This window comes from Laceyella sediminis, assembly GCF_003003125.1.
Classification (GTDB): domain Bacteria; phylum Bacillota; class Bacilli; order Thermoactinomycetales; family Thermoactinomycetaceae; genus Laceyella; species Laceyella tengchongensis.
Genome location: NZ_PVTZ01000002.1, coordinates 20,171 through 44,278 on the forward strand (window position 1 = coordinate 20,171; position 24,108 = coordinate 44,278).

Annotated in this window: 27 protein-coding genes and 1 tRNA gene; 21 read left to right on the forward strand and 7 right to left on the reverse strand. The window is 42.1% G+C overall.

What is annotated here, in order from left to right; genetic code table 11:
• Positions 1 to 99: 99 nt before the first annotated feature.
• The 3 genes from gap to rpoN form a co-directional block, all read right to left on the reverse strand.
• The gene (gene gap, locus CLV36_RS02835; protein WP_102993498.1) at positions 100 to 1,110 is read right to left on the reverse strand and encodes a type I glyceraldehyde-3-phosphate dehydrogenase; all 1,011 of its coding nucleotides are present in this window, start codon (positions 1,108 to 1,110) and stop codon (positions 100 to 102) included.
• A gap of 55 nt (positions 1,111 to 1,165) precedes the next feature.
• Positions 1,166 to 2,203 carry a sugar-binding transcriptional regulator gene (locus CLV36_RS02840; protein ID WP_102993499.1) on the reverse strand — a complete coding sequence of 346 codons (1,038 nt, stop codon included), beginning with the start codon at positions 2,201 to 2,203 and terminating at the stop codon, positions 1,166 to 1,168.
• 147 nt (positions 2,204 to 2,350) lie between these two features.
• The gene (gene rpoN / locus CLV36_RS02845) at positions 2,351 to 3,706 is read right to left on the reverse strand and encodes an RNA polymerase factor sigma-54 (RefSeq protein WP_181352794.1); all 1,356 of its coding nucleotides are present in this window, start codon (positions 3,704 to 3,706) and stop codon (positions 2,351 to 2,353) included.
• Positions 3,707 to 3,923: 217 nt separating this feature from the next.
• On the opposite strand from rpoN, the gene CLV36_RS02850 reads away from it, so the two are divergent.
• The 3 genes from CLV36_RS02850 (at position 3,924) to CLV36_RS02860 (ending at position 6,314) form a co-directional block, all read left to right on the forward strand.
• Positions 3,924 to 3,998: transfer RNA gene (locus tag CLV36_RS02850), tRNA-Arg, on the forward strand.
• A gap of 152 nt (positions 3,999 to 4,150) precedes the next feature.
• Complete coding sequence (locus CLV36_RS02855) at positions 4,151 to 5,164, forward strand: tyrosine-type recombinase/integrase (RefSeq protein WP_181352795.1); 1,014 nt, start codon at positions 4,151 to 4,153, stop codon at positions 5,162 to 5,164.
• A 184-nt stretch (positions 5,165 to 5,348) separates the two neighbouring features.
• Positions 5,349 to 6,314, forward strand: coding sequence for a hypothetical protein (locus CLV36_RS02860; protein WP_106341696.1), 966 nt, complete (start codon positions 5,349 to 5,351; stop codon positions 6,312 to 6,314).
• 5 nt (positions 6,315 to 6,319) lie between these two features.
• Here CLV36_RS02860 and CLV36_RS02865 read toward each other — a convergent pair whose 3' ends face one another.
• Positions 6,320 to 7,003 (reverse strand): TdeIII family type II restriction endonuclease, encoded by a 684-nt coding sequence (locus tag CLV36_RS02865; protein ID WP_106341697.1) that lies wholly within the window; start codon positions 7,001 to 7,003, stop codon positions 6,320 to 6,322.
• A gap of 30 nt (positions 7,004 to 7,033) precedes the next feature.
• Between CLV36_RS02865 and CLV36_RS02870 the strand changes: the two genes are divergently transcribed.
• Together CLV36_RS02870 and CLV36_RS02875 are read left to right on the forward strand one after the other, a co-directional pair.
• Positions 7,034 to 7,528, forward strand: a complete 495-nt coding sequence (locus CLV36_RS02870) for a tyrosine-type recombinase/integrase (protein ID WP_106341698.1) — start codon at positions 7,034 to 7,036, stop codon at positions 7,526 to 7,528.
• Positions 7,529 to 8,295: 767 nt separating this feature from the next.
• A complete protein-coding gene (locus tag CLV36_RS02875) occupies positions 8,296 to 8,850 on the forward strand; it encodes a helix-turn-helix domain-containing protein (RefSeq protein ID WP_106341699.1) in 555 nt (184 codons plus the stop codon).
• A 413-nt stretch (positions 8,851 to 9,263) separates the two neighbouring features.
• Here CLV36_RS02875 and CLV36_RS02880 read toward each other — a convergent pair whose 3' ends face one another.
• The gene (locus tag CLV36_RS02880; RefSeq protein WP_181352796.1) at positions 9,264 to 10,595 is read right to left on the reverse strand and encodes a tetratricopeptide repeat protein; all 1,332 of its coding nucleotides are present in this window, start codon (positions 10,593 to 10,595) and stop codon (positions 9,264 to 9,266) included.
• A 261-nt stretch (positions 10,596 to 10,856) separates the two neighbouring features.
• On the opposite strand from CLV36_RS02880, the gene CLV36_RS02885 reads away from it, so the two are divergent.
• Entirely contained in the window at positions 10,857 to 11,045 is a 189-nt protein-coding gene (locus tag CLV36_RS02885; RefSeq protein ID WP_106341701.1) for a hypothetical protein, read from the forward strand.
• On the forward strand, positions 11,039 to 11,350 hold the full coding sequence (locus CLV36_RS02890) for a hypothetical protein (protein WP_106341702.1): 312 nt from the start codon (positions 11,039 to 11,041) through the stop codon (positions 11,348 to 11,350). The genes CLV36_RS02885 and CLV36_RS02890 overlap by 7 nt, the downstream gene beginning before the upstream one ends.
• A gap of 73 nt (positions 11,351 to 11,423) precedes the next feature.
• On the opposite strand, the gene CLV36_RS02895 is transcribed toward CLV36_RS02890, so the two are convergent.
• Positions 11,424 to 12,032: a class I SAM-dependent methyltransferase gene (locus CLV36_RS02895; protein WP_106341703.1), complete on the reverse strand. Its 609-nt coding sequence runs from the start codon at positions 12,030 to 12,032 to the stop codon at positions 11,424 to 11,426.
• Between the two features lie 159 nt (positions 12,033 to 12,191).
• On the opposite strand from CLV36_RS02895, the gene CLV36_RS02900 reads away from it, so the two are divergent.
• The 12 genes from CLV36_RS02900 (at position 12,192) to CLV36_RS02955 (ending at position 21,344) form a co-directional block, all read left to right on the forward strand.
• Complete coding sequence (locus tag CLV36_RS02900) at positions 12,192 to 13,352, forward strand: radical SAM protein (protein ID WP_181352797.1); 1,161 nt, start codon at positions 12,192 to 12,194, stop codon at positions 13,350 to 13,352.
• Between the two features lie 214 nt (positions 13,353 to 13,566).
• Positions 13,567 to 13,842 (forward strand): PqqD family protein, encoded by a 276-nt coding sequence (locus CLV36_RS02905; RefSeq protein ID WP_106341705.1) that lies wholly within the window; start codon positions 13,567 to 13,569, stop codon positions 13,840 to 13,842.
• 54 nt (positions 13,843 to 13,896) lie between these two features.
• Positions 13,897 to 14,733: a TlyA family RNA methyltransferase gene (locus CLV36_RS02910; RefSeq protein ID WP_106341706.1), complete on the forward strand. Its 837-nt coding sequence runs from the start codon at positions 13,897 to 13,899 to the stop codon at positions 14,731 to 14,733.
• On the forward strand, positions 14,723 to 15,550 hold the full coding sequence (locus CLV36_RS02915; RefSeq protein WP_106341707.1) for a TlyA family RNA methyltransferase: 828 nt from the start codon (positions 14,723 to 14,725) through the stop codon (positions 15,548 to 15,550). Before CLV36_RS02910 ends, CLV36_RS02915 begins: the two co-directional genes overlap by 11 nt.
• A 570-nt stretch (positions 15,551 to 16,120) precedes the next feature.
• Positions 16,121 to 16,348 (forward strand): helix-turn-helix domain-containing protein, encoded by a 228-nt coding sequence (locus CLV36_RS02920; protein ID WP_106341708.1) that lies wholly within the window; start codon positions 16,121 to 16,123, stop codon positions 16,346 to 16,348.
• A 1-nt stretch (position 16,349) separates the two neighbouring features.
• Positions 16,350 to 16,745: a hypothetical protein gene (locus CLV36_RS02925; protein ID WP_106341709.1), complete on the forward strand. Its 396-nt coding sequence runs from the start codon at positions 16,350 to 16,352 to the stop codon at positions 16,743 to 16,745.
• Entirely contained in the window at positions 16,724 to 17,356 is a 633-nt protein-coding gene (locus CLV36_RS02930; RefSeq protein WP_106341710.1) for a hypothetical protein, read from the forward strand. The genes CLV36_RS02925 and CLV36_RS02930 overlap by 22 nt, the downstream gene beginning before the upstream one ends.
• Before the next feature lie 15 nt (positions 17,357 to 17,371).
• Positions 17,372 to 17,557 carry a hypothetical protein gene (locus CLV36_RS02935; protein WP_106341711.1) on the forward strand — a complete coding sequence of 62 codons (186 nt, stop codon included), beginning with the start codon at positions 17,372 to 17,374 and terminating at the stop codon, positions 17,555 to 17,557.
• On the forward strand, positions 17,554 to 17,754 hold the full coding sequence (locus CLV36_RS16930; protein ID WP_146130584.1) for a hypothetical protein: 201 nt from the start codon (positions 17,554 to 17,556) through the stop codon (positions 17,752 to 17,754). The genes CLV36_RS02935 and CLV36_RS16930 overlap by 4 nt, the downstream gene beginning before the upstream one ends.
• Positions 17,755 to 17,966: 212 nt before the next feature.
• Complete coding sequence (locus CLV36_RS02940; protein WP_106341712.1) at positions 17,967 to 18,398, forward strand: hypothetical protein; 432 nt, start codon at positions 17,967 to 17,969, stop codon at positions 18,396 to 18,398.
• Between the two features lie 714 nt (positions 18,399 to 19,112).
• On the forward strand, positions 19,113 to 19,301 hold the full coding sequence (locus CLV36_RS17995) for a site-specific integrase (RefSeq protein WP_375163161.1): 189 nt from the start codon (positions 19,113 to 19,115) through the stop codon (positions 19,299 to 19,301).
• Positions 19,302 to 20,126: 825 nt separating this feature from the next.
• Entirely contained in the window at positions 20,127 to 21,344 is a 1,218-nt protein-coding gene (locus CLV36_RS02955) for a DNA adenine methylase (RefSeq protein ID WP_219904889.1), read from the forward strand.
• A gap of 1 nt (position 21,345) precedes the next feature.
• On the opposite strand, the gene CLV36_RS02960 is transcribed toward CLV36_RS02955, so the two are convergent.
• On the reverse strand, positions 21,346 to 21,936 hold the full coding sequence (locus CLV36_RS02960) for a BglII/BstYI family type II restriction endonuclease (protein ID WP_102993502.1): 591 nt from the start codon (positions 21,934 to 21,936) through the stop codon (positions 21,346 to 21,348).
• A gap of 236 nt (positions 21,937 to 22,172) precedes the next feature.
• On the opposite strand from CLV36_RS02960, the gene CLV36_RS02965 reads away from it, so the two are divergent.
• Both CLV36_RS02965 and CLV36_RS02970 read left to right on the forward strand, forming a co-directional pair.
• Positions 22,173 to 22,508, forward strand: coding sequence for a hypothetical protein (locus CLV36_RS02965; protein ID WP_102993503.1), 336 nt, complete (start codon positions 22,173 to 22,175; stop codon positions 22,506 to 22,508).
• A gap of 232 nt (positions 22,509 to 22,740) precedes the next feature.
• A complete protein-coding gene (locus CLV36_RS02970) occupies positions 22,741 to 23,946 on the forward strand; it encodes a S8 family serine peptidase (RefSeq protein WP_106341713.1) in 1,206 nt (401 codons plus the stop codon).
• Positions 23,947 to 24,108 lie beyond the last annotated feature (162 nt).

A 24,108-nucleotide genomic window follows, 5' to 3' on the forward strand; every position in this document is an offset into this window, starting at 1 on the left:
ACCCGCGCCTGTGAGCATGAGAAAGAGGAGAAAAGCTCTCCTCTTTTATACTCATGGTTACCCGAGAAATAGGATAACACATTTTACATTAGTATAACATTATAGGCCTTTGCTTGCGATATAGCTTGCAAGATCGACAACACGGTTGGAATAACCCCATTCATTGTCATACCAAGAAACGACTTTCACCATATTGCCTTCCATCACCATGGTGGACAGGGCGTCGATGGTGGAGGAGTGAGGATCCCCATTGTAGTCGATCGATACGAGCGGCTCTTCGGTGTAATTGAGGATACCTTTCAACTCGCCTTCAGCCGCTGCTTTCAGTGCAGCATTCACTTCTTCAACCGTTACTTCTTTTTCCAGCTCAGCAACCAAGTCAACAACAGACACGTTTTTGGTCGGCACACGCATTGCGAAACCGTTCAGCTTGCCTTTCAGCTCCGGCAACACCAGAGAAACCGCCTTAGCTGCACCGGTGGTGGTGGGGATGATGGACTCGCCAGCTGCACGCGCACGGCGCAAGTCTTTGTGCGGCAAGTCAAGGATTTGTTGGTCGTTGGTGTAAGCGTGAACGGTTGTCATCAGACCACGTACAATACCAAACTTCTCATGCAACACTTTGGCGAATGGAGCCAAGCAGTTGGTGGTGCAAGAAGCGTTGGATACGACATGGTGTTTGGAAGCGTCGTATTGTTCGTGGTTTACGCCCATCACAATGGTGATGTCCTCGTTGGAGGCCGGTGCGGAGATGATCACTTTTTTAGCTCCGCCGTTCATATGCTTCGCCGCATCTTCACGTTTGGTGAAACGACCAGTTGATTCAACCACGATATCTACACCGTAATCAGCCCATTTGATTTGGCCCGGATCACGTTCAGCCAACACTTTTACTTCGCGACCGTCTACTGTGAAGCCATCCTCCGTTGCAATCACGGTAGCGTCCAGCTTGCCGTGGACGGAGTCATATTTCAACAGATGGGCAAGTGTCTTGGAGTCAGTCAAGTCATTTACTGCTACGATCTCCAATTCGGGATGATTAAGCATTGCCCGAAACACATTGCGGCCAATGCGGCCGAAACCATTGATGCCCACTTTCACTTTTGCCATGATTAAAATCCTCCTCTTAATCTCTTGTTGTATTATCACCGATTGAATGCGCCATTCATTCCTGATGGACAATCGCATTTTTCAGGATGGCTCTCGCCGCCCCTTCATCTGTGATGAGCGTATCCTGGGAAACCAGCGAACAGACAGCCACGATCGCCTCCGCCTTGCTGGCACCCCCAGCGACGGCAACTTTCTGTTCAACGCGCTCCAATCCTTCCAAATCCAATCCCAAAGTGCGGACGCGATGTACAATCTGGCCGTCCCGGTCAAAATAGTAGCCGAACGATTCCCCGACTGCCTTTCCTGCCTCTAGCTTGGCAAGTACCTCTGCCGAAGATTTCCGGCGGATGGCCATCGTTTTGGCGTCTCCAATCCCGTGTACTACCATGCGCGCCGATCGGAGCAGATCCAACACTTCCCTGATGTGAGGCTCCTTCTGCAAGGTTTGGTAAGCTTCATCGCTGAGCTCATCGGGGATGTGCAACATGCGGTACGTTCCGCCGGTGCGCTTGGCCATCAGCGAGGCGATGTAGTTGGCTTCCAACTCTACCGCCTCCCCCACACCACCGCGCGTCGGCACAAAGGTTGTTTGTTTGAACGCCGGCGTCGGCATCATCATCTCAGCGACCGCTAACATGGTGGTTCCACCTGACACGGCGACGATCTGCTCTGGCGCGGCCTGTTGTTTCAAGTATCGGGCGCCCGCTCTGCCCATCTCCTTTTTCACCCAGTCAGAGGCATCCGCGTCTCCTGGCACAATCACCACATGCTTCACACCCAGGAACGCTTTTAACTCCGCTTCCAACTGGTTCAAACCAAACAACTCTTTCATCAGCGGTTCCATCTCGGACAAAAGATCGATGCCTTCTTGGGTCAACTCCATCCCGGCAGACCCGACCGCCACCAATCCCTGCGCCCGCAGGAAATCCACTTCCGCCCGCAACACCCGCTCAGTCGTTTGCAACTCGAACGTCAGGCTTCTCCGTCCTACCGGTTGCATCAACTGGATATGACGCAAGATGTCATATCTTTTCTGCATGGTTTGTAACAGATCAGGCAATAATTGCTTTTGTAAGTTCAAGATCTTTTCCATCGGATCCCCCATCGTAGGACACATTATGTCCCGCATAAGACAAAAGTGTCCCGATCCGTTCAAAAAAAATCCCCGTATCGGGATCACTTTCATTTTAGCCTAAATAAAGTTTCTTTGACAAGTTCGTCGGCCCGTTTTATTGAAAATTCACAGAAAACGCTTACGTCCCGTTGAAGAGGCAATCCCCAGCTCTTCGCGATATTTGGCGATGGTCCTTCTGGAGATGCGGATTCCTTCCATTTTCAACAAATCGGCTATTTTCTGGTCGGACAGCGGTTGTTTCTTATCTTCCCCTTCTACTAAGATCTTAATCTTTTTCTGTACCGTTTTTTGTGACATGCCTTCACCCGAATGCGTGGAAAGGCCTGACGGGAAGAAGAAGCGAAAAGGATACAACCCCCGGGGGGTCTGAATGTATTTATGTTGGGTCGCCCGACTGACCGTCGATTCATGTAACCCTACATCCTCAGCAATCTGCTTTAACGTCAGCGGCCGCAGATAATCCACCCCGTGATCCAAAAAGGCCTTTTGTTTTGACACGATGGCTTCCGCGACCCGTATGATGGTGTCCCGGCGCTGTTCAATCCCTTTAATCAGCCACATGGCTGACTGCACCCAATTTTTCAGGTATTGGGCCACATCTTCATCCAACCGTTCCCGTTGTTTGATCAACCGCTGATAGGCGGCGTTGATAGTCAAGCGGGGAGCCTCTCCTTCTTCAAGTAGCACCACATACTCGCCATCCACTTTCTCCACCACCACATCGGGAGCCACATATCGCGGTGGTTCCGATGCGTATGCTGCCCCCGGGCGCGGGTGGCAGGATTTGATTTCATCTACCGCCGCCTGTACGGTAGGCACATCCACCCCCAAAGCTTGGGCGATTTTGCGCCATTTGCCGTCCGCCACGTCTTCTAAATGGCTTCGAGCAATGCGAATCGCTAGTTCATTAGGCGTGTCACGGTGGCGAAGTTGAATTTCGAGGCACTCTCCCAAATTTCTGGCCCCCACACCGATCGGGTCCATTCCCTGAATGATGGATAAACATTTCACCGCCAATTTCTCATTTATCTGAAAGCGCTTACATATCTCTACTAGCTCCAGATCGAGATAGCCTCTTTCGTCCAAACTGTATATCATGTATTCGCAAATGCTCCGTTCTTGCCTGGGAAGACGCATCTCTCGCAACTGCATAATCAGCTCATCGGCAAGCGTTCCGGTTTGGGCCCGCGCATAATCCCTCGCATCTGCCCGTTCTTCTCGGCTGTAACCCTTACGCCTGGGCTCTGGATGCTCCGTCAGACGCTTCAGCCACTTCTCCAATTCGGCAAATGCGGCATCCTCCAGTTCCAGAACCGGATTCTCTGCAAACTGTTCTTCCAAGTACGTCTGCAAATCCGCCGCGGAATATTGCAACAGCTGAATGACTTGGCGCAATTCCGGCGTCATCACCAATTTCATCCGTTGCTCTTGCACCAAGCTAAAACCCATTTGTAAAGCCATTCTCCCCTCCCACCTCCGCTGCCGTGTAAGATCAGGGCAAGTGTGAACCTCCATGTCAGTTCTTATTAATTTCATTTTATCACAATCCCTGTGCCAGCTTTGGATTCTTTTTTTTCCAACAACTTTCCCACTTGAGAATCGCATATTTTTCACTTTTTACTTGCACACGGATATTGAACATGCTATAATCTTTTTTGTCGGATTGCTATATTGACTTGCGCCTATAGCTCAGGGGATAGAGCACTGGTCTCCGGAACCAGGTGCCCAGGTTCGAATCCTGGTAGGCGCGCCAAAACCTAATAAATGCCGATATTATCAAGCGATTGTCTGATCGTCAGGCTAACCGATAGCACACGGTTTCTGCTCGATAATAAAGGCGACCGGGAGACGTCTTCTAACGTGTTTTTGCGCTTAGCGATGACACGAAAGGAGGCGTCTTTTGTTATGTCCAGAAAAGGAAAGCGTATCGTAACTAGACGCAGAGAGTTTATTGAACCAACATCGACGGATTCCGATATGACGATTCAAGAGGCATTTGATTATTTCGTTAATTTAAAGAAAACCGAAGGAGTAAAACAGCGTACAATTAACGATTATTACATGTTAATGGGTTATTTTACCGAGTGGCTAAACGAACAACACCCTTCTATCGAAAGAATCGAAAACATCAACACAGGAACGATCCGGGAATACATAATCTATTTGAGCGAAGAAAGATTTAACGAGCAGACAGGGGAATATGGACTATCACCTTACACGGTTAACGTTCGCATCAGATTCTTAAAAGCATTCTTTAATGCGCTTTACCGTGAGGAAATCATTCGTAGAAATCCGTGTGAGGGAGTAAGCCTAATGCGGGTGAATGAGGACACATTCGAGCCATTAACGGACGATGAAATTGAAAGGTTACTTGGCGCACCAAATACCCGCGAATATGCCCAATTCCGTGATTTGGTCATCATGTATTTGATGTTGGACACAGGTATGCGCATTTCCGAAGTGTGCAATTTAGAGGTTTCCGAGATCGATTTTAAAACAAGGGCAATTATCCTTCCATCACATAAAAACAAAAATCGCAAACCAAGGATACTCCCTTTGTCTAATCACGTTTTAAAGCTCCTAATGGAGTTAGTCACAGAGAATAAAACTCATTTTGATACCAATTTCGTATTTGTCTCCAACTGTGGAACTCGGTACAATCCAAATTCATTTCGTAAACGATTGCTGATTTATAAAAAGAACGCAGGAATCACAAAGAGGGTCAGCCCTCATTTATTCCGTCATATGTTTTGTCGGAATTACATTTTAAATGGTGGAGATGTGTTCACATTACAACGAATTGCAGGACATGCCGATATATCAACCACTCGCAAATATGTTCAAATGGACGACAAAGCAATCAAGGATCAACATGCACAGTTTAGTCCTGTATTAAGGATTAGAAAAAAATTCAAGTAGTTAACGGAAAAAGAAAAGGCATACCCTCGAAGGAACTCCGCTTGGAAGTCCGCCTCTAAGGTACACCCTTACCCAAAACCATCGTACCCAAAAAAAGGCGGACATGCAAGCCTTAGTTCGTTATCGAAGCAAATAGAACGTGCGTTCCTTCGGGGTGTGTCTTTATAAAGAGGAGATTCGCATCATGGAAAAGGTCATCTATGCAGGGGACAAAACCGCAATGAAGGAACTTTCTTTATTCGAAAGCATCGATCAGTTTAACAAATACTATCGTCGTCTAAAACTAACGATTATCAGTGAATTACGCCCGACATGGGTTCGCATTCTGGACAAACTATTCCAATGTTCGGCGGAACTGATCGGCGTAACCTTTTTTCGTCGAATGGAACTTGCAACCAGAGCCGAATGCGGCAAAACGAGCCTTGACGACTTTCTTCGTTATGCCAGAAAACGGGGATTCCTTCGCACTGTACGCGCTCAATCGCCTAAAGGCGGTAAAAAGAAGTCAGGCGGAGACGCCCATCTCATTTTTGTCTTCGTTCCTATGGATGATCTATTAGAGCTACCAGGCAAAAATAAACGGCAGGGAACAAATAACGAATCTAAACGGGAACCGCATCGGGAACCGTCTTTCGGGAGCCGTCAGCAAGTCGAAAACCCTTGCGAATCAAAAGACGATGCAACAAAAAGCGCGTCCCTATCAAGTTCTTTTTTTAGCAGGGAATCTATTAATTTAAAAACAGATATTAACGTAGACGGCGACCTAGACGAAACTTACGCAGACAATACGATTCCGAAAGAAGTGATTCGGGCATTAGTTCCCATTAGCCGCAAAGCTAACGTTATTAATCGGATATGGTCTAAAATTCGGTTAGCGTTCAAAAACAGCCACATCGAGAATAAGGACGTGTATAGCCTAGACCATATCTTAGCTCATAACGAATACATACTCGATCAATTAGTTCGCAGGATTAAAGCAGTTGTTAATGCCGAGAAGACGGGTAAGGCTCGTGATTTCTTTGCATTGTTATATTGGCATGTTTCGCAAGTATTCCAAGCAGTTGCGGAAGAACAGGCGGCTGCGGTTAGAAGATCAATTGCGCAATCTTATGGGTTTGGCAACTTTCCCATGAGACGTGTATTTAGTTAGAGATGTTACAAACAAAAATATTCTTTTCGAATTCTTGCTGATGTTATTTTTCCAGCCTCAGCAAAAACATCTAAGAGTTCTTCGTAGGTATTAGGATCGTTGCCAAGTTTATTCCAAAGTTTGGAACCAATTAAAACGAATCTATCGTCTTCCATATCGAACCACGGATCAGGAACTGTCCAGCTTTTTCTATATGGCTTTCCTTCTCCTGATGGATTATAGGGAAGCGCAAAAAAGGCCTCACAATTCGGATCGGTAGAGCGTAAATACAAGAGGTTTCTTTTTGCCTCTTTGGTTTGGTCTTTATTTGGCTTTACTGTTTTGAATGAATAATACTCTTCATGACCATCTGGGCGACGGACATAAAGGTCGGAGATCACCTTAACCTGCTGGTATTTGTCAATATCAAGACTAATGATCTTATCCAATTCTGCCTGCAAGTCAGGAAATTCTTTTCTTCTGCCTTGAGTCCTTTTGGGGTTATTGACTAATCTTTCTATTTCATCAATACGCCAAGAATTGATAGTTAGTTCGGTTTTATATTGATTCTTTGCATATGCACCACTACCTTCTGCAATAATTCTTCCGATTTGTTCAAAAACCGCCGATCCTAAGCTACTCGAGAAAGAACGTTCAAATGTCGATCCTTTCCAAACTTCAATAGGTGCTAATCGATAGCCGAACTTCAACCTATCCGCGACCTCGAGAAAATCGAAAACATGAAATGGGCATTAAAAAAGTTCTGTAGTCAAAGGGATTACATTCTGTTTTTAATCGGGATAAATACGGGACTACGAGTTGGAGACTTGCTAAAGCTGAAAGTATCGGATGTTAGACGAAAAAAGCGAATCGTTATTAAAGAGGGTAAAACCGGGAAACCTCGAACAATCAGTCTCGTTAACATATACGATGAAATCCAAGAGTACATAAAAACAATCGATTCCGTCTGGTTGTTTCCGTCTCGCAAGGGAAACAAAGCGATCACCACAACGCAAGCATACCGCCAACTGCAAAAAGCGGCAGACATGGCGGAAGTTGATTCGATCGGAACGCACACGATGAGAAAGACGTTCGGATATTGGTTTTATAAACAGACAAAGGACGTAGCAAAACTCCAGGAAATCCTAAATCATTGGCATCCGTCCATAACGCTTAGATATATCGGGATCACCGCGGAGGAAATCGAAAACTCACTCGTTAACTTCAAACTATAAGGCGGCAGACATACGGTCTACCGCTTTTTTATTGGCCGATACCCTAACATACCGGAACATACTCCCACAGTGTAACGTCTATAGGGATTCTTATCATCCCCACCCGTCTACATAGTCTTACGCCTATTCTATGAAGAGAGCATGGCTAATTGTTCTATTCTTTCTTAGAAGATTGATAGCGGGAGATGGTCGTATACTCTTTGACTTAACAGAATCAGACTGACGAACCAATAGCGAATAGATACGATCTAACGGCTATGGCTTTAATTGTTTCGTTCTTCTCATTCTCAATGTTTTCGTTATTCATTAATTGTTGCATGAAAAGAATACAAAGGAGATAACAAGGAACCGTTTTTCTTTTTTGTTTTGGTCAACAAAATTAAAAGGATAAACGTTAGGAACGCATCTCAGTGCCATTTATTCGCGCTCTGTAGGGTTTTAACTTGTTCTTATGATAATTTCCCTTCTCTGAAATTTAACCGTCTTAAAATGAGAATAAGCGGCTCCTGTTATGAGTTTTCGGATAATTACACCCCCCAAAGGGGGTATTGATTATGGCTTCGGCTGGCTGTCAAAGATCACGCATACCATTTTCAAACCGAGGGGTTAATCGTTTTAAAGATTCCGATTACTATTCATGCATGCTATCGGGAAAATGATTCCGACTTTTATTTTTGTGTCCTTTTTTGGTTACTCCTATGCGCTTTTGTAAAAGACGAGTGTTACCCCGTCAAAGATTACTGAAGTACAATCAGGAGGAAATCGGAATGGCAAATGAAACCGTAGGAAATCGCATAAAAGAACGACTAAACGGACGGTCAATTCCGAAACAACGCGTCTATGACAAGACGAAAGAAAAAGAATCGATCTTTTTCCGACTACCCAAAGAGATCGAACACTATGTCTATATCCCTGAATTTCGTCCCGAAATGATTTATTTGTATGCGTTGATTTCCGATTACTACAACAGTGAAGAAGGTTATGCTTTCCCTTCGGTTGGAACGCTTTCTATTCGCTATGGAAGAAATGAGGGAACAACCCGGCAACATTTAAAGGTACTTCAAGCTGTTGGACTTTTAGAAATCACACATAGGGAAGGATATTCAAGCATTTATCGCCCGCTTTATCCACTAAAGGAAGCCGATTTTTACGGAGTTTTTCCCGAAGCAATGGAAGAACGGAAGAAAGCCGAAACCCAAGTCGAGAAAGAACGGCAGCGATCCAAGGCAAAAAGAAAGTTTAGGAGTGTAGATAATCAAGAAAGTGTAGTTAACCAAGAACAACAGCCTATGACACTAAAGGAAATGTTGGACTGGCTTTAGGGTTCAGCATTTTTTATAAAAGAGGAGTGCAAAAATCGTAAAGAGGGATAGTCAATTATTGACGGTAAACTAGAATTACTAAACAAGAATTAAAGAACAAGAATTAATGATTACAAGCCCAGTCTTGCGACTGTACTTGTTAGCGGCATTTATATCTATCTAATTACGATTACTTTTTATTCGGAATAAGGGATAAGGTTACTGCCGTTAAAACAAAGTAAAGGACGATAAAGAGATAACATATTTTAAAGACCGTAAATAATCCGATTTAAATTAAAAAGGCTTTCGGAATGCCCGAAAGCTCTTTTTTATTACCAATCATTAAAATCTTATTATTACTGTGATACCATCCGGACGATTACTTTACTTGCTAATCGTCATCACTATCGTCATCACCCAACCGGATAGATAAACTAAAAATCATAAAGCTCCTCCTCGCTTTGCAAGTCGATGTCGCCTTGGATTTTAAGCAACTCTTTATAACATCGAACCAAGTCATCGTTTTTATCCATCTTATCAAAACAATGAGATAACATCAATAAAGCCGTACTAAGCCTTTGTTTAAAGCCGTGTGTTCGCAGTAGTTCCGCAGCTTCTTCGTAAAAGGGAACCGCCTTATTATATTGTCCTTGATAAAAGAAATAATTCCCTCGAACAATTAAAGCCTTCGCCAACCGGTAAGAATCCCCAACTTCTCGCCCCATCCTGATAGCTTCGTCCAGATGTACATCAGCCTGTTTCCAATCGGCTAACTGGATGAAAAGAGTCCCAAGATTACTTAGAGAATCAATGTTTCTACGGGGATAATTGCTACCTGCGTCCATCCAAAGGACAATTTGAAAGCATTTTCGGGCTTTTTCATATCTATTTTGTTTTAGATAAACTGTCCCTAATATATTTAACAAATCAAGGTGACGGTTTTTAATGTCATTTCTTACAGCAATTTCGATTCCTTCTTGACAGACTTTAATCGCTTCTTCATAATCCCCTCTTCCCCTTAAGATAGCAGCACGAAAACGATATATGTTGAGAACAACACGAATATTTTCGATTTCCGAAAGATGTTGCCAGAGGTCATTAAGGATTTGAGCAGCGTGATCAGACTGCCCCATTTTCAAAAGATATTGTATTTTATTGCTTTGTAAACGTTGCTTAACCTCTTTTCTTCCTTTATTTTCATCAAATACCTCTAATCCCTTATTCACATAGTGAAGAGCATTGGTTAAATCATTTTTCAGAAACGAATTATTGCCCAGTTCTTTATAACAATAGGCCAAAACATTGGTTGGCGGGTCTATGTTGTTTTTTTCGGCAAGCCTAATTACATTGATGAATATATCATTGGCTTTTTTTAAATCATCTTTAAGGCGGTAGTATCTTCCCTCCAAATAACGAATGGACAGCGCAAGTGGATGAAAGTTTTCAATCTCAATATTTTTTAGCTGTTCCATCGCTATCTCTTCGTTCCCTTTCTCCATAATCGCTTCAATACTTTTAAGAGTAAGATTTAAGTCCTCCATTTTCTCTCTTTCTTTTTTTACCTCTTGATGCAGTTTTTCAACAGGATAAAGGTTAATCTGTTTCAAAAAGTGAATGAAAGTATCATCTGTGACTGGGATTTTTCCATTTTCAATATTACTTACCGTAGCAGTTGATATGCCAGCAATATCTTCTTGACGAAGTCCGTGCGCTTTTCTCATTTTTTTAACGACATACCGAACTAAAACTTCATCTCGATTGTTCATTTTATCCACCTTCATTCAATTCTGATAATTATATTATGGCATAAAGTCTAATGACCATAGACACATATTTAGCTTAAGGCCGAATTTTAAAGTTTATGTGATTAGAAGATGACAAAAACAGCATAAACGAGTGTTTCAGTATTTTACTGGGTCCGATTTCAATTCAAACATTAAACAAAGCTAAAAAATGGAAGGTTATAATTTAATTATCAAGGAATTCCGATCAATCAAAATCTACTGCTTTGGAGAAGGAGGAATGGCATGAACGTGGCAGTGTGTTGTTGCGGAAACAAAATTGATCTGAAAGTATCTGCTTATCGATGCCCAGACTGCTTAAAACTTTTGCCTACCGTAGCGACATCTGATGCAGGAAAGACAAAATCAGTCAATGAAACTTGGAGAAAGTTAAAAATGGCACTTGGTGAACTTGAGGAGGTTAGCAAATGCTAAGACTTCGAGTAGAAGGGCCAGCTAATCAGGTAAGGACATTCATTCGCGATTTTTCGGTTCTTCCACAACATAATGTGAAAGCTACGTCAAAACCGTACCAGGATGAGCATTTGGAAAACGGTGATGTGAGATCGTTTTGTCACTTCGAATATTATCCGTTAAACGTGATTCATCAGCCGATCACTGTTACATTTGGAACTCCCGATGGAAAAGATTTAACATTTGCATTGTTGCGGGGAAGTGTCCTTAGAATCGGTGATGTTATTTCTGTTTCGGGTAAAGTAACACCAAGGCTTTTAAAGTAGTAGACGAAAAAAAGAGCCGATATTATTCGGCTCATAAATGAAGATGTTTTTGTTGTCAACCCTTTTTCTGATTTCATTTACCTGCCAAAAAGATATAAAATGAAAGCTCCGGGTATTTATTATCCATGTACACTTTCTCAATAGTGTATTTGGATTCATAAATGTAATTTTCGAATTGTCTTGGATGGTGGTATCTTACAAAGTCCATATAAAGGATGCGACCATCCTTTTTAACCAAATTGAAACACTGGTTTAGTATATCGTCATATGCTCCAGATTCTTTCACTGTTGACCCAATAACAGTAACAATATCAAACTGCGCATTGTCTAAACTTGTGAATAATACATCTTCGCAAATAACTTTCGATGGATTGGGATGGTTTTCTTTGGATTGTCTATAACGAAATATGTCACAAATATCTTTGTTTTTATCTATACTCGTGAGTTGACCCATTCCATTTAGCCAAAAACCCAAAAAATCGTCCCATTCCCCCGATCCGATTCCCACATTGCAAACTTGGATTCCTGGAAATAAATTAAGATGCTTTTGCACAAAATCTCGAATTGTTGATTCGATGTAAAGATTTTGCGGGGAAATGTTCCATTCGTATGCTTCGGGTTGTCTTGAATCCAGATAATATTTGAGAAGTTTTTCGTCAGTGATTTGTTCGTTAACTATCATTGTGTTCTCCCCTGCTTATTCGGCTCCTGTTGCTTGTTATTATTTCTTGAAAAAGTGAATGAAATACTGAAAAAACAATGCGAATGAAAACAACTATAAGGTATAATGAATTATGAAAATTTATTTATTTTTACCTTATAGACGGAAATGAGGGGTAAAATGCAAGAGCAAGTCCCACAAGACGTGCATATTGCTAAGAAGATCCGTCAACAACTGATTCCAATGATTGTTCAATGGGAAATCACTCAACGCTGTAACTGGAACTGTAGATTTTGCTACCAGGATGAGCATATCACAGAAGTATTAAGTACAGAAGAAATTCAGCGTGTTATTGATGATTTTAGTGAATTGGGAACTCTCAAACTTATCTTAACAGGCGGTGAGCCTTTAGTAAGAAAAGATTTATTTCAGATTGCTGAGTATGCGAAGAAAAAGGGAATAGTTCTTTGCCTGTACTCCAACGGTGAAAAACTAGCTGATCCAGAAATAGCAGAAAAAGTATCACGGATGTTTGCAGAAGTGGAGATCAGCATATTAGCTGGCGATTCAGAAATTCATGATGAACTCTCCCGAAAAAAAGGCTCCTTCTATAAGACACTCCAAGGAATCAAGAATATCCACGCCAATGGTACGAAAGTCCTTGTAAAAACCCCGGTTACAAGAAAAGCACTTCCTTCTTTGAAAAAATTAGAATCCCTCCTGCAAGAACTTAGCCTTGAATGGAATGTAGATGTCGATATTACACCCACTTACGAAGGTTCCTTTGTTCCAACTGATGATTTTTCTCTCACCTATGAGGACATGAAGCAGTTCTGGGTCGATTTTCCGCAATATTCAAGTCTCCTAATGTTCCCTCCAGATTATGCAAACCTCGACCCGAATCCTGATTCAGATGGACTATGCCGCGCAGGTCGTAACTTCTGTTTTATTGATGCCAAAGGAAATGTATATCCTTGTCTCCAATTCAAAATTGGAATGGGTGAAGAAAGTAGTAGCTCTACATCATGGGCCGGCAATGGACCATCCGCAAACTGTGGAAATATCAAAGAAAAATCCTTTAAAGAGATTTGGAATCAATCTCCAATGTTTCAAAAAATCCGTTCGATTACAGCACGAGACTTAACAATCTGTACGACATGCGATGCCTTTAAGGACTGTCCGAAATGTATGGCTAATAATTACCGTGCTTGGGGAGTGATCGATATTGCCGGTCCATCAACTTGCAACAAGACAGCAACAAGCATGAAGTTAAGAAACGAGAATTTCGAACCTGCCGGAATAAGGAGAACGAGAAACCTAGGATTGAAGCCACGAATGTGATTGAAGGGAGGTGATTCCGATAAAAGCGAACAAAACGACCGCGACGGTCAAACGTCCATATGTGAAACCCGTTATTCGCCCTTATGGTGTTGTGGAAGCAGTGGCGTTCACTGGGAAGTCTTCGAATAGTTGCAGAACTTGCTGTGTATAGCTTATTCGCTGATACCCTAGGGGGATTAAAAATCCCCCGCCTTTTTTAGAAAGGAGAAAGAATATGCGCATTCAAGTGAATTTGGCTAAAGTGGGATGGACTAGAATTGATGGGCAGTTGGTCATTTATCGCCCAGAAAACGAAAAATATTTCGTTTGCAATGAAACAAGCGAATTTATTTGGCAAATATTAATTGAAAAGGCTGTAACAGTTCAGGAACTTATCCAGTCATTTCAAAAATACTATGATTGTGAGCCGGATTTGGTTGAAGCAGATATATTGCAAGTCATTGAACTGTTAAAAGAGGAAAGCATTATACTTGTGGAAGAAACTGCATAATTCCGCTATAATATATTCTAATATTACTGAAAGTATAGAATTGTGGTGTCTGTGATGAAAAAGGAACGTTTGGATGTTTTGCTTGTTCAAAAAGGCCTATGCGCTACTCTAGACATTGCTCAACGAATGATTTTATCGGGTTATGTCTTTGTTAATCAGGAAAGAATGCAACATGTAGGGACTAAAATCAAAATCGACAGCTCTATAGAGTTAAAACTTAAAAATCTAAAGTATGTGAGTAGGGGAGGCCTTAAGCTAGAAGAAGCACTTCGGGTCTTTCCCGTACATATGGAAGATCGCGTAATGTTAGACATTGGTGCATCTACGGGCGGGTTTACGGATTGCGCTTTGCAACGTGGAGCTAAGCGGGTCTATTCCATTGATGTAGGATACGGACAGCTAGCGTGGAAACTGAGACAAGACCCCCGAGTTATCGTGATGGAACGGACAAATTTCCGCTATCTAAAAAAAGAAGACCTCACAGGTGAGCCGCCAAACTTAGCGACAATCGATGTTTCCTTTATTTCTCTGTCCCTTATCTTCCCAAAACTACGAGAATTGTTACTTCCTAATGGAGAAGTGGTTTCACTTGTGAAACCACAATTCGAAGCTGAACGACATCAAGTAGGAAATCGCGGGATTGTTCGAGACAAGCATATTCATCAGCAAGTCTTGGAACGTTTTGTTCAGATAGTTCAATCAAATGGTTTTACTGCTTTTCAACTTGCTCCTTCTCCAATTCAAGGTAATGAAGGGAATATTGAATTCCTTGCCTACTGTAAATTTCAGTATGAAAAAGAACAGATTGATTTACACATTGAAGAAATCGTTCAACAAGCACATGAACGATTTAGTTTAAAACATAGCGAGGAGATTGATTATGGCTGCTAAAAAGAAGCAACCTCTCTGGGAAGCGCTAATTGATAGAGGTTTCTTTGAAGATCGGAAAACTGCTACAAGTTGGATTATGATGGGTAAAGTTCTTGTCAACCAACAACGTGCTTCTAATGCTGGTGAAATGGTCAAAGAAGATGCAAATATCCAAGTTAAAGGAATTGACCTGAAATATGTTGGTAAAGGTGGACTTAAATTAGAAGGCGCAATCGCTCAATTTGGCATTGATGTAAATGGACGGGTTTGCTTGGACACAGGAGCATCTACGGGCGGGTTTACGGATTGCCTCATACAGCATGGAGCCAGCCGTACATATGCAATTGATGTGGGATTTGGTCAACTGGCTGGAAAACTACGACAGGATGAACGAGTTGTAAACATGGAAAAAACCAATATTGGTGATGTTAAGGTTGAACATCTAACTCCGCGTCCATCTCTGGCTACAGTTGACTTGTCTTATCTCTCCTTGAAAAAGGCGATACCAATTATTAGTGAACTGTTAGATGAAAATGGAGAAATGTTATGTTTAGTAAAACCGTTATTCGAAATTGAGGACTCCAAAGTTAGAAGAACTGGAGAAATTGAAAGTCCAGACCAATATAAGGCAGTATTAGAAGACCTCGTGGAATTTTCCGATGAGTTTGGTTTAAATACTTTAGGTGTTACTCATAGTCCAGTTACCGGTAATAAAGGAACACATGAATTTTTTCTATGGACATCTTTAGATAAGTCAAAAGAGAGACGGAATTTAGACGAAGATATTAGAACTGCAATAGACAGAGTAATGAAACTTCAACCATACAAAAATAATTAGAAAGAGCTAATGGTATTAGGGTTCTGTGATTTTTAAAAAAGAGGAGTGCAAAAATCGTAAAGAGGGATAGTCAATTATTGACGGTAAACTAGAATTACTAAACAAGAATTAAAGAACAAGAATTAATGATTACAAGCCCAGTCTTGCGACTGTACTTGTTAGCGGCATTTATATCTATCTAATTACGATTACTTTTTATTCGGAATAAGGGATAAGGTCACTGCCGTTAAAAGTAAAGGCCGTTAAAAGACAATAATAAAAGACCACCGCCGCCAGTCATAATACCGTTCCGCCCGATAGAGATTAGTAATCGACTTGTGGAGCGTGGTCTTAATAAACTTTACATCCGAAACTATTATTATTCCGGTGATTAGTGTTGTAGAAAATACAAAAATCAGACTCTCAGCTATTAATTATGAATGAGGGGACGATGATTAGCGATCTTGTCCTTTCGTTAAACTTCTTGGTTTACTTCCTGTTTGCTCTTCTAAACTTCTCCTTTCCGCTTTTGGCCGTCCAATGCTGGGCGGTCTTTTTGTTTGTATCTAATTTCGCAAAGGGGGTTGTACGATGGAATTAACCGGTAAGGACTTACAGATATACCGATTTGCCCATGGTCTTACACGCCAAGACCTTGCCGACCGTCTCGAAATCAGTTACCCATATGTGGCGCTTATTGAAAGGGATGAATGCCGAATCCCGAAAGATCGTGAAACCGACATACGGAATCGGTTAGGGCTCAGTGACTACCGACTGGCAAAGTTGCGCAAGATCATGGAGCAATTGCGGAGTGTCTAATATGGACATTATCGAAGCGATCACGACAGAGTTACAAGGAAAAAAGTTCATTGCCACTCATGTTTTCAAAGACGGAAGGCATATCGACACCAACGTTCGGGAAATCCAAGCAGATTCGTCTATTCTTGATTTGTTGGTTGACCTGATCGTACAACACGATTTATCGAAATCCTGCGAGATCAGAACAGACAGCGAGGAAGTGTATAAAACAGCATTGCCGATAGTCGGATTACACGCTCACTTTCTCCCCTGTAACGAGTTTGAACGGCTGTATAAGTTGTTTGATCCCGCGACAAGGGAGTTCGAAGCTATACAGTCTTTGTTTCTTGTAACGAAGGAAACGGAGCATTTAACGAGATGGGAGAGATTTTGGTTATGGGTGAGTTCAAAGTTCTAAGATGGAAACTTATGGAGGAATTTGAAAAAGAGCAATCTAAATTAGCTCGCGCATCTTCACGGTTTAATGAGAAGGTGCAGGAAACCCAAGACGAATTATCCTGCCTTCATAACGAATTAAAAGCGGTCATTTATCGGGAAGTGACTGAGGAAGTAGATTTATCCGGTGAAAAGGAAAAACTTAGAGCCGAAATTAAAAAGACCGAAGAAGCCGTTAATCATGCAATCGAAGAACGCGACCAGGCAAATTCGGTCATTAGCCAATCCAAAAAAGCCGAAATAACGAGGCTTAATCTAATCCGTTCCTGGCATGGTGAGTATGCCGAAAGTGTTCGAAAGCAAGCCGAACCTATTTTAAAACGAATTGAAGAAGCACGATCTGAATATTACAATTCACTTCTCGATTTGTTGAAGATGATTGACCTTTACGATGAGAAATACAAAGAAGTCAAAGACAAAATAGGTGACGTGAGAAATGAAGAAGGCTCATGGGTTGTTATGGGCCCAGTTCTGTCATTGGGATTAGCCAAACTAATCACCGATGAGGAATTACAAATGATTGAACGCGGTCAATTGCCAAGCGATGTTAAACGAAAGCCAACAGTATTATAATAGGGGGAATCGTTAATGAATATCAGAGCGGTATATGCAGAAGCGAAGGAAGCAGTTAATAACGGAAAAGTGACGAAAGAACTGAAAGACAGGTTATATGATGCAGCTAGCCGATCCGGTGGCAATTTAGATTATCGCGTACTTTACGGCAGGGTTAAACGTCTGCTGGAAATTCAAGAAAGCGGAGAAGAAGGAAAATGATTGCGTTACCTCGTGTGTTGCGAATCGAAATAGACGGAATCATTCGGTATGGGAAATACTGTTCCCGATGCGGTACGGTTAAAACACTCGACCAATTTACGAAGTATACCAAGGGAAAGTGCATCCATTGTAGCCGGTTGGTTGATCGGGAAAGACGCGAAAGACAAAGACAAAAGAACGAATTAGGGGCGGAATAAAAACCGCCCCACTTTTTTTATGTTGTTGAATGTAAGAATGTCCTTTTTAAGAAAGTGGCTGCGCTAATATAAGTGATTAACTTAGGGTGACACAACAAAAAAATTTTTATCTCTTGTGTCCCTGTCTCTAAGGTGCTTGCGCTTAGAAAACAGATACTGATCAAGGAACAAATGATGTTCCTAATAATAAAAAGCAAAACGGAGGTATTGCTATGGTAAAAGATAAAGACGGTATCATTGACTATTCCAAATATCGAGAGATCGATGAATCAACAAACGGTATTATCGAAGCTATTAATGAGTATGTTGGCAAAACAATATTCAGTTCTCCGGTTGTTGGGCCTTGGGATGTTAAAATTAAATTTTCCGTGCTTGGTGAAGGGACATTCCATAAAACAGAACTATTTCTTCGGCTGTTCAAACATCTCAAGAAAAGTTTTGATGACAAGATTAAGTGTGCTATTTATTTTAATCAGTATAGCAACTTGGAGAGAAATGCTCGAGAAAAGGGAGATGTTCGATTGGATTATGTTTTAACGGTAGACTATGCTACACCACGGTTTTTAGATCGCATACAGTCTGAGGTACGAAAACTTAAAGATGACCGCGACACCCTGACGATTATCGCTTCTCAAACAGAATAAAATTATTTCAAAAGAAGGCTTTCCTAGATATTGCGCTAAAGGGCTGTAAGAGATTATAATTTAACCGACAATATCGCTAAGCACAAGACCGTTAGACGGAATGAAAACGTGTGCTGTCTACGGTAAAGGCTTCGATTAGCACAACGACTGATATTTCGGCATTTGATCGCCTGATATAGCGCATTTTGGGGACTCGTTAGGTCTCCGGAACCAGGTGCCCAGGTTCGAATCCTGGTAGGCGCACCAAAACCAGATATCACCGCAATTTATGAGCGCTTGTCTAATACCGCAAATAAACTGCCGGTTTGCACAACACCTTCTAGCGTGTTTCTGTATCTTAGCGGATCAGAACATGCTGGGAGGTGTTTTTCATGTCTAAAAAGGTAAGCACATTATAACCAGACGCAGAGACTTCACGAAACTATCCCCCATTATTGACCTTCCTATAATAGACCTTTAACCACTTCATTAACTTGAAGAAAACGAAGGCGTCCGCGAGCATACAAGCGATTACCACATGCTTATGGGCAATTTCCTCAACGGCTTAACGAAACTTACCCCGATATTAAAACCATAAACCAATTAATGCCGCCATACTTCGCGCCTACACCATTTACCTAAGCAATTATCGCTATAACGAGCAAGCAGACGCGAAAAAGGGCTTTCTATTTACCACCGTTAACAAATACCAGAGAATAAGCGCAATTCAGGGACTTGGTAATTATGTACCTGATACTGGACACAGGCATGCGTATTTCCGATATCTGCAACCTAGAGCTACAAGACATTGATTTTAAAACACGAGCTTTTATTCTGCCCGCACACAAGAACAAGAACCGAAAGCTACGAATCATAACATTATCTATCCACGTAGTAAAGCTGCTGTTAGAGCCTGTAACCTAAAACAAGGCGCACTTTGATACAAAATATGTCTTCCTGTCTAACTGCAGCACTCAATATAACCCTAATTCATTTAGACGCCGCCTGCTCATTTATAATGAAAAAGCAGGCATCGAAAAACGAGTAAGCTCGCATTTATTCCGCCATATGTTCTAAACGGTGGCGATATATTCACGTAACAACGTATTGCAGAACATGCTGAAATATCCACTGGTCTGAGGGGTTCAGTATAGAATATGTAACTTAGGAAATTGCTATGGAAAATTAAGGGACAGCAGACGGAAATTTTGCCTGATATAAGGGTGTTTCCTGCGCCGCGGAATTTCTTTGTATCCGTTTTGCATTAAATCTAATTCAAATGACTGTAGAATATAACAATGCAAAAGATTGAAGTCTTATCATCTTCTATGTGAATAATATTATTTATAAGTATTATAAGACTGGTAAACTTTATATGTATCGCAGATTCTTAATGCCGCTTTTATTTTAACGGAAGGTCAGATAAACTTATAAAGCAAAGAGGAAAAACTAGGTGATAAAATGGCATATACCTCCTCAGAAGCAGGTAAAAGATTGGCGGAAATAGTCGGACGTGACAAGCCATACTCAAAGCAATATATCCATAAACTATGTAGTACCGGTGCTCTAAGGCACATGAAAGTAGGAACTAATAACTTACTTATTATAACAGAGGAAGACCTACATGATTACGTAAGAACTAGCTACAATCCTAAAGTGGGTAGACCTAAAAATAGTTGACGCTCGTCAACAATAATGGTAGCCTTTATTATAGGCTTTAATCACCTTAAGCCGTGAGGATGTGTGAAAATGACTGCTACAAATAAGTTAGACTTAAGTAGCTATTACCGTTTAAACTATGACGAGGATGTACCACACATTATTAAGTATATGGGGTCAAAGCGAAACTTAATGGGCTTTGTAGTTGAGGGCATTTCAGAAGTATATAAGGGTGGAGTAGTTTGCGACTTGTTTGCAGGCTCTAGCGTCTTAGCAGGCGCTCTAAGAGATCAGGTTCCTATACTGTCTAACGATATTCAGGAGTATTCTGCGGTATTGGCTAAGACATACCTAGGAGATTATAAGTGGAGCGACAATACAACACTAATTGAGGATGTTGTGAGTAAAGCATCTGAGATTGTAAAGCAGTTTAAGCAAAGTTACCCGTATTTATACTTTGATTATGATCGCCCTTTTACATTAGATGAGTTTATTAAGCTAGAAGAAGAGCAGCGCCAGCTGGTAAATGAGGACTTTTCTAAGTTCCCTTATCACCTTTTCACAAAAAACTATTCAGGAAGGTATTGGTCTTACGACCAATGTGTATGGATCGATTCTATTAGAGCGGTAGCTGATGATTACAAAGGTACACCTTATTATTATGCTATTATCTCTAGCCTAATGTTTGCTATGTCGTACAATTCTCAAAGTACAGGGCATTATGCGCAATATAGAGATGCTACGTCCGTTGCGTCAATGAACGACATTCTAATTTATCGTAGGAAAGAAATACTTCCATTCTTTATACGTAAAATGGAAGAATTTAAGCAAAAGTTCGGGCGGAATCAGCTAAAGCATGTAATAGTTTCGATGGATTACAGAGACTGCCTAGATATTCTTCCATCTGGAGCAACTGTCTATGCTGACCCACCCTACTGTTTTGTACATTATTCCCGCTTCTATCATGCAATTGAGACACTTGTAAAATACGACTATCCAGAGGTCAAGTATAAAGGCAGATACAGAACTGATCGACACCAGTCCCCTTTCTGCATTCGTACTCAGGTAGCAGGCGCATTTGAAGCCATGTTTAGTAAGATTAAGCAAAAAGAGGCTAACTTAGTGCTCAGTTACAGTAACACAGGCATGATTGATTTAGAAAAATTGTTAAAGTTATCCCAAAAAATTCTAGGTTCTGCTTATCAAATCGATGTAAGGCTACTTGACTACCAACATAGTACGATGGGGCGCAGAGAAGATAAAAGCAGAGACGTGAAAGAGTGTCTAGTGATAGCTAAAACCCAATGACTTAATTATCTTCTACATAGAGCTCTTTAGAGATGCCAAATACTAATAATGGACAACCTCCGCCCCCTCCACCCTGGATGCGGGGCAATAATTTTGACATGTGTGTAGTAGAAGTGCCATACTTACTTCCTTTTCCAAGTTTATTAAATAATTCTTGTAAGTGGTCGCATCTAGTTATAATAATACCAACACTTATTGCTTGTAACTCAAACAACAAACGGAAATTATTTAAATCACGATCAAAAAAAGGGTCTTTATTGTTCCACTCAATTTCTAAGGCTATCTTATTCTTATAACAATCAACCTTATGTGTTGGTGAATCAAAAGCATTGTCGTCTATAACTACTTGTGTTTTAAAAGACCTCTCTTCCCAACCAAGGCTATAAAAGTGTTTATCAATCATATTGGAAACTTTAGACTTTCTGCCCCCTCCATCTACTATACTACTTTTTGGTAATCGAAAATTTTCTAGAACAGTAAGAATATCGTCCCATTCGTTTGGAAAATCATTTTTTAATATTGCGCAAGCATGGCGCCATTCATGTACTTCATACAAATCAGTAATATGTTTAGGTAGTAGTTCAATGCCCACGTTATAAACACCCTCTTTAGAACATTTTTTATATAAAGAAATATTTTTAATACTACACATATTATACATACACTTAAGCAGTTTTACGAGAATCCATAAGAATCTAATAAATATAGGAGGCCTTACCTTTAGATGTCCTTTCTTTTATGAAGATGCTTTTAGCATCCACAAGCGTGTCAGAGAATTTACGCCAGCTGCTCATACATGAGTTGCACTATTGCTGATGATATGAAAAAGTGAACGCCCTAGCAGAAGTGCTTGTATGTGAAGACACAGCGAAGGTACGGGGCGCGTTATTGAAGCCAGGCAAAAATACGCAGAAATTGAAACGTATTATATATCCCTTACGGGAAATTGAAGCACAAGGAAAAGCCTCGAAGGACTATGAACACAAAGCGCTACAGCTTGCTCATAAACTCAAGCGCGATTACCAGCGCATTGTGAAAGACATTCAGAAGCAGGCCGAGGACGTGCTATTTTCGCCTGTCGATCCGCCAAGCGAACACGAACGCCGACTAAATAACATGCAGAAAAAATTGGAAAATGTCGTACTGTTTGTGGTTAGCGCTTAGCAGGCGCAGGACGCGTTGGGAAAATTAGCGGAGCAATCCGCTAAAAATCACTAATTAGGCGCATTATATTGCGCGTTTGAAAACCGTTCCTCTTGTGAGGGACGGTTTTTTCGTTTTATTGCCATGTTTCCTTACATTTCATATATCTATTTTTAATATATAATGATCTCGTTCATGCTGATGAACACTAACTTTCCTGTTAAATATAACAAACCACCTACGGGAGGTACACATGAAACCCATTTTAGGCTTCGTTGCCCTAACCGTCGCACTGACAGTGGCTTCGTGGTCCACGGTTGCTAGCGCGGCGCCAACGCTCACTCCCGACAAAGCGACGGAAGAAATCATTGTAAAATTCAAACCACACACCTCCAAGAAAAAAATGGCCGCCATCCACGCCGAGATCCGTTCGGAGGTGGAAGAAACTTCTACTCTTGGCCACCAAGTGGTGAAGGTGAAACGCAGTTCGTTGGCTACGTTGTTACGGAAATACAAGCAACATCCCGATGTAGCCTATGCGGAGCCCAACTATGTCTACCGCGCCAGCGTCCTACCCTCCGCGCGGCATATCCGCTCATGGCAAACCCGGTTCTCTATCACGCCTAATGACCCTTACTTTTGGAACAAACAATGGGGCCCCAAGCGCGTGCAGGCTCACTTGGCTTGGCAAACGGCTCCGATTGGCAAAACCGTAAAAATCGCGGTTGTCGATACGGGCATCCAACCCAATCATCCTGATTTGCGGGGCAAGGTGCTAAGGGGCTGGGATTTTGTAGATGACGATAATACCCAACAGGATCTCAACGGGCATGGCACCCACTGCGCCGGCATCATCGCCGCGACATCCAACAACGGAATTGGAATCGCTGGCCTAGCTCCCAACGCCAAGTTGCTTCCCGTACGCGTGTTAGATGAGCAAGGCGAAGGAACTGCCGCCGACATCGCTGACGGAATCAAGTACGCCGCCGACCAGGGAGCTCAAGTGATCAATCTAAGCCTGGGCGGGCCGGAGAACAGCCTCACCATTAAAAATGCAATAGATTACGCTTGGAACAAAGGGGCGATCGTCGTGGTCGCCGCCGGCAATGAAAGCACCGATCAACCCAGCTATCCGGCTTATTACAGTCGGGCACTGGCTGTCGCCTCCACCGATTCTGACGATCAGCGCTCTTGGTTTTCCAATTATGGACATTGGGTGGATGTGGCCGCACCTGGAGGCAACATCTACTCAACCGTAACTGGAGGTGGGTACGCATACGACAGCGGCACCTCGATGGCCGCCCCCCACGTATCAGGTATTGCCGGGTTGTTAGCTGGCCAAGGCCGGACGAACGCCCAAATCCGTGCTGCGATTGAAAACACTGCCGATAAAGTGCCCGGCACAGGCACCGACTGGACACATGGGCGTGTCAATGCCTATCGCGCGATATCTTATTAACATCCCGTACAGGGCAACCATGCCGACTGGCGCCACAAAAATGGCCAGTCGGCTTTTTCATTGTCCGCGCAGAAATCTTCCGTTTCATCGTCGCTGACAAAGGGTAACTGTTTTCAAACCGGAAAACCTCGCTCCTGGTTGCTCAATCATCGAAGCAAAGGA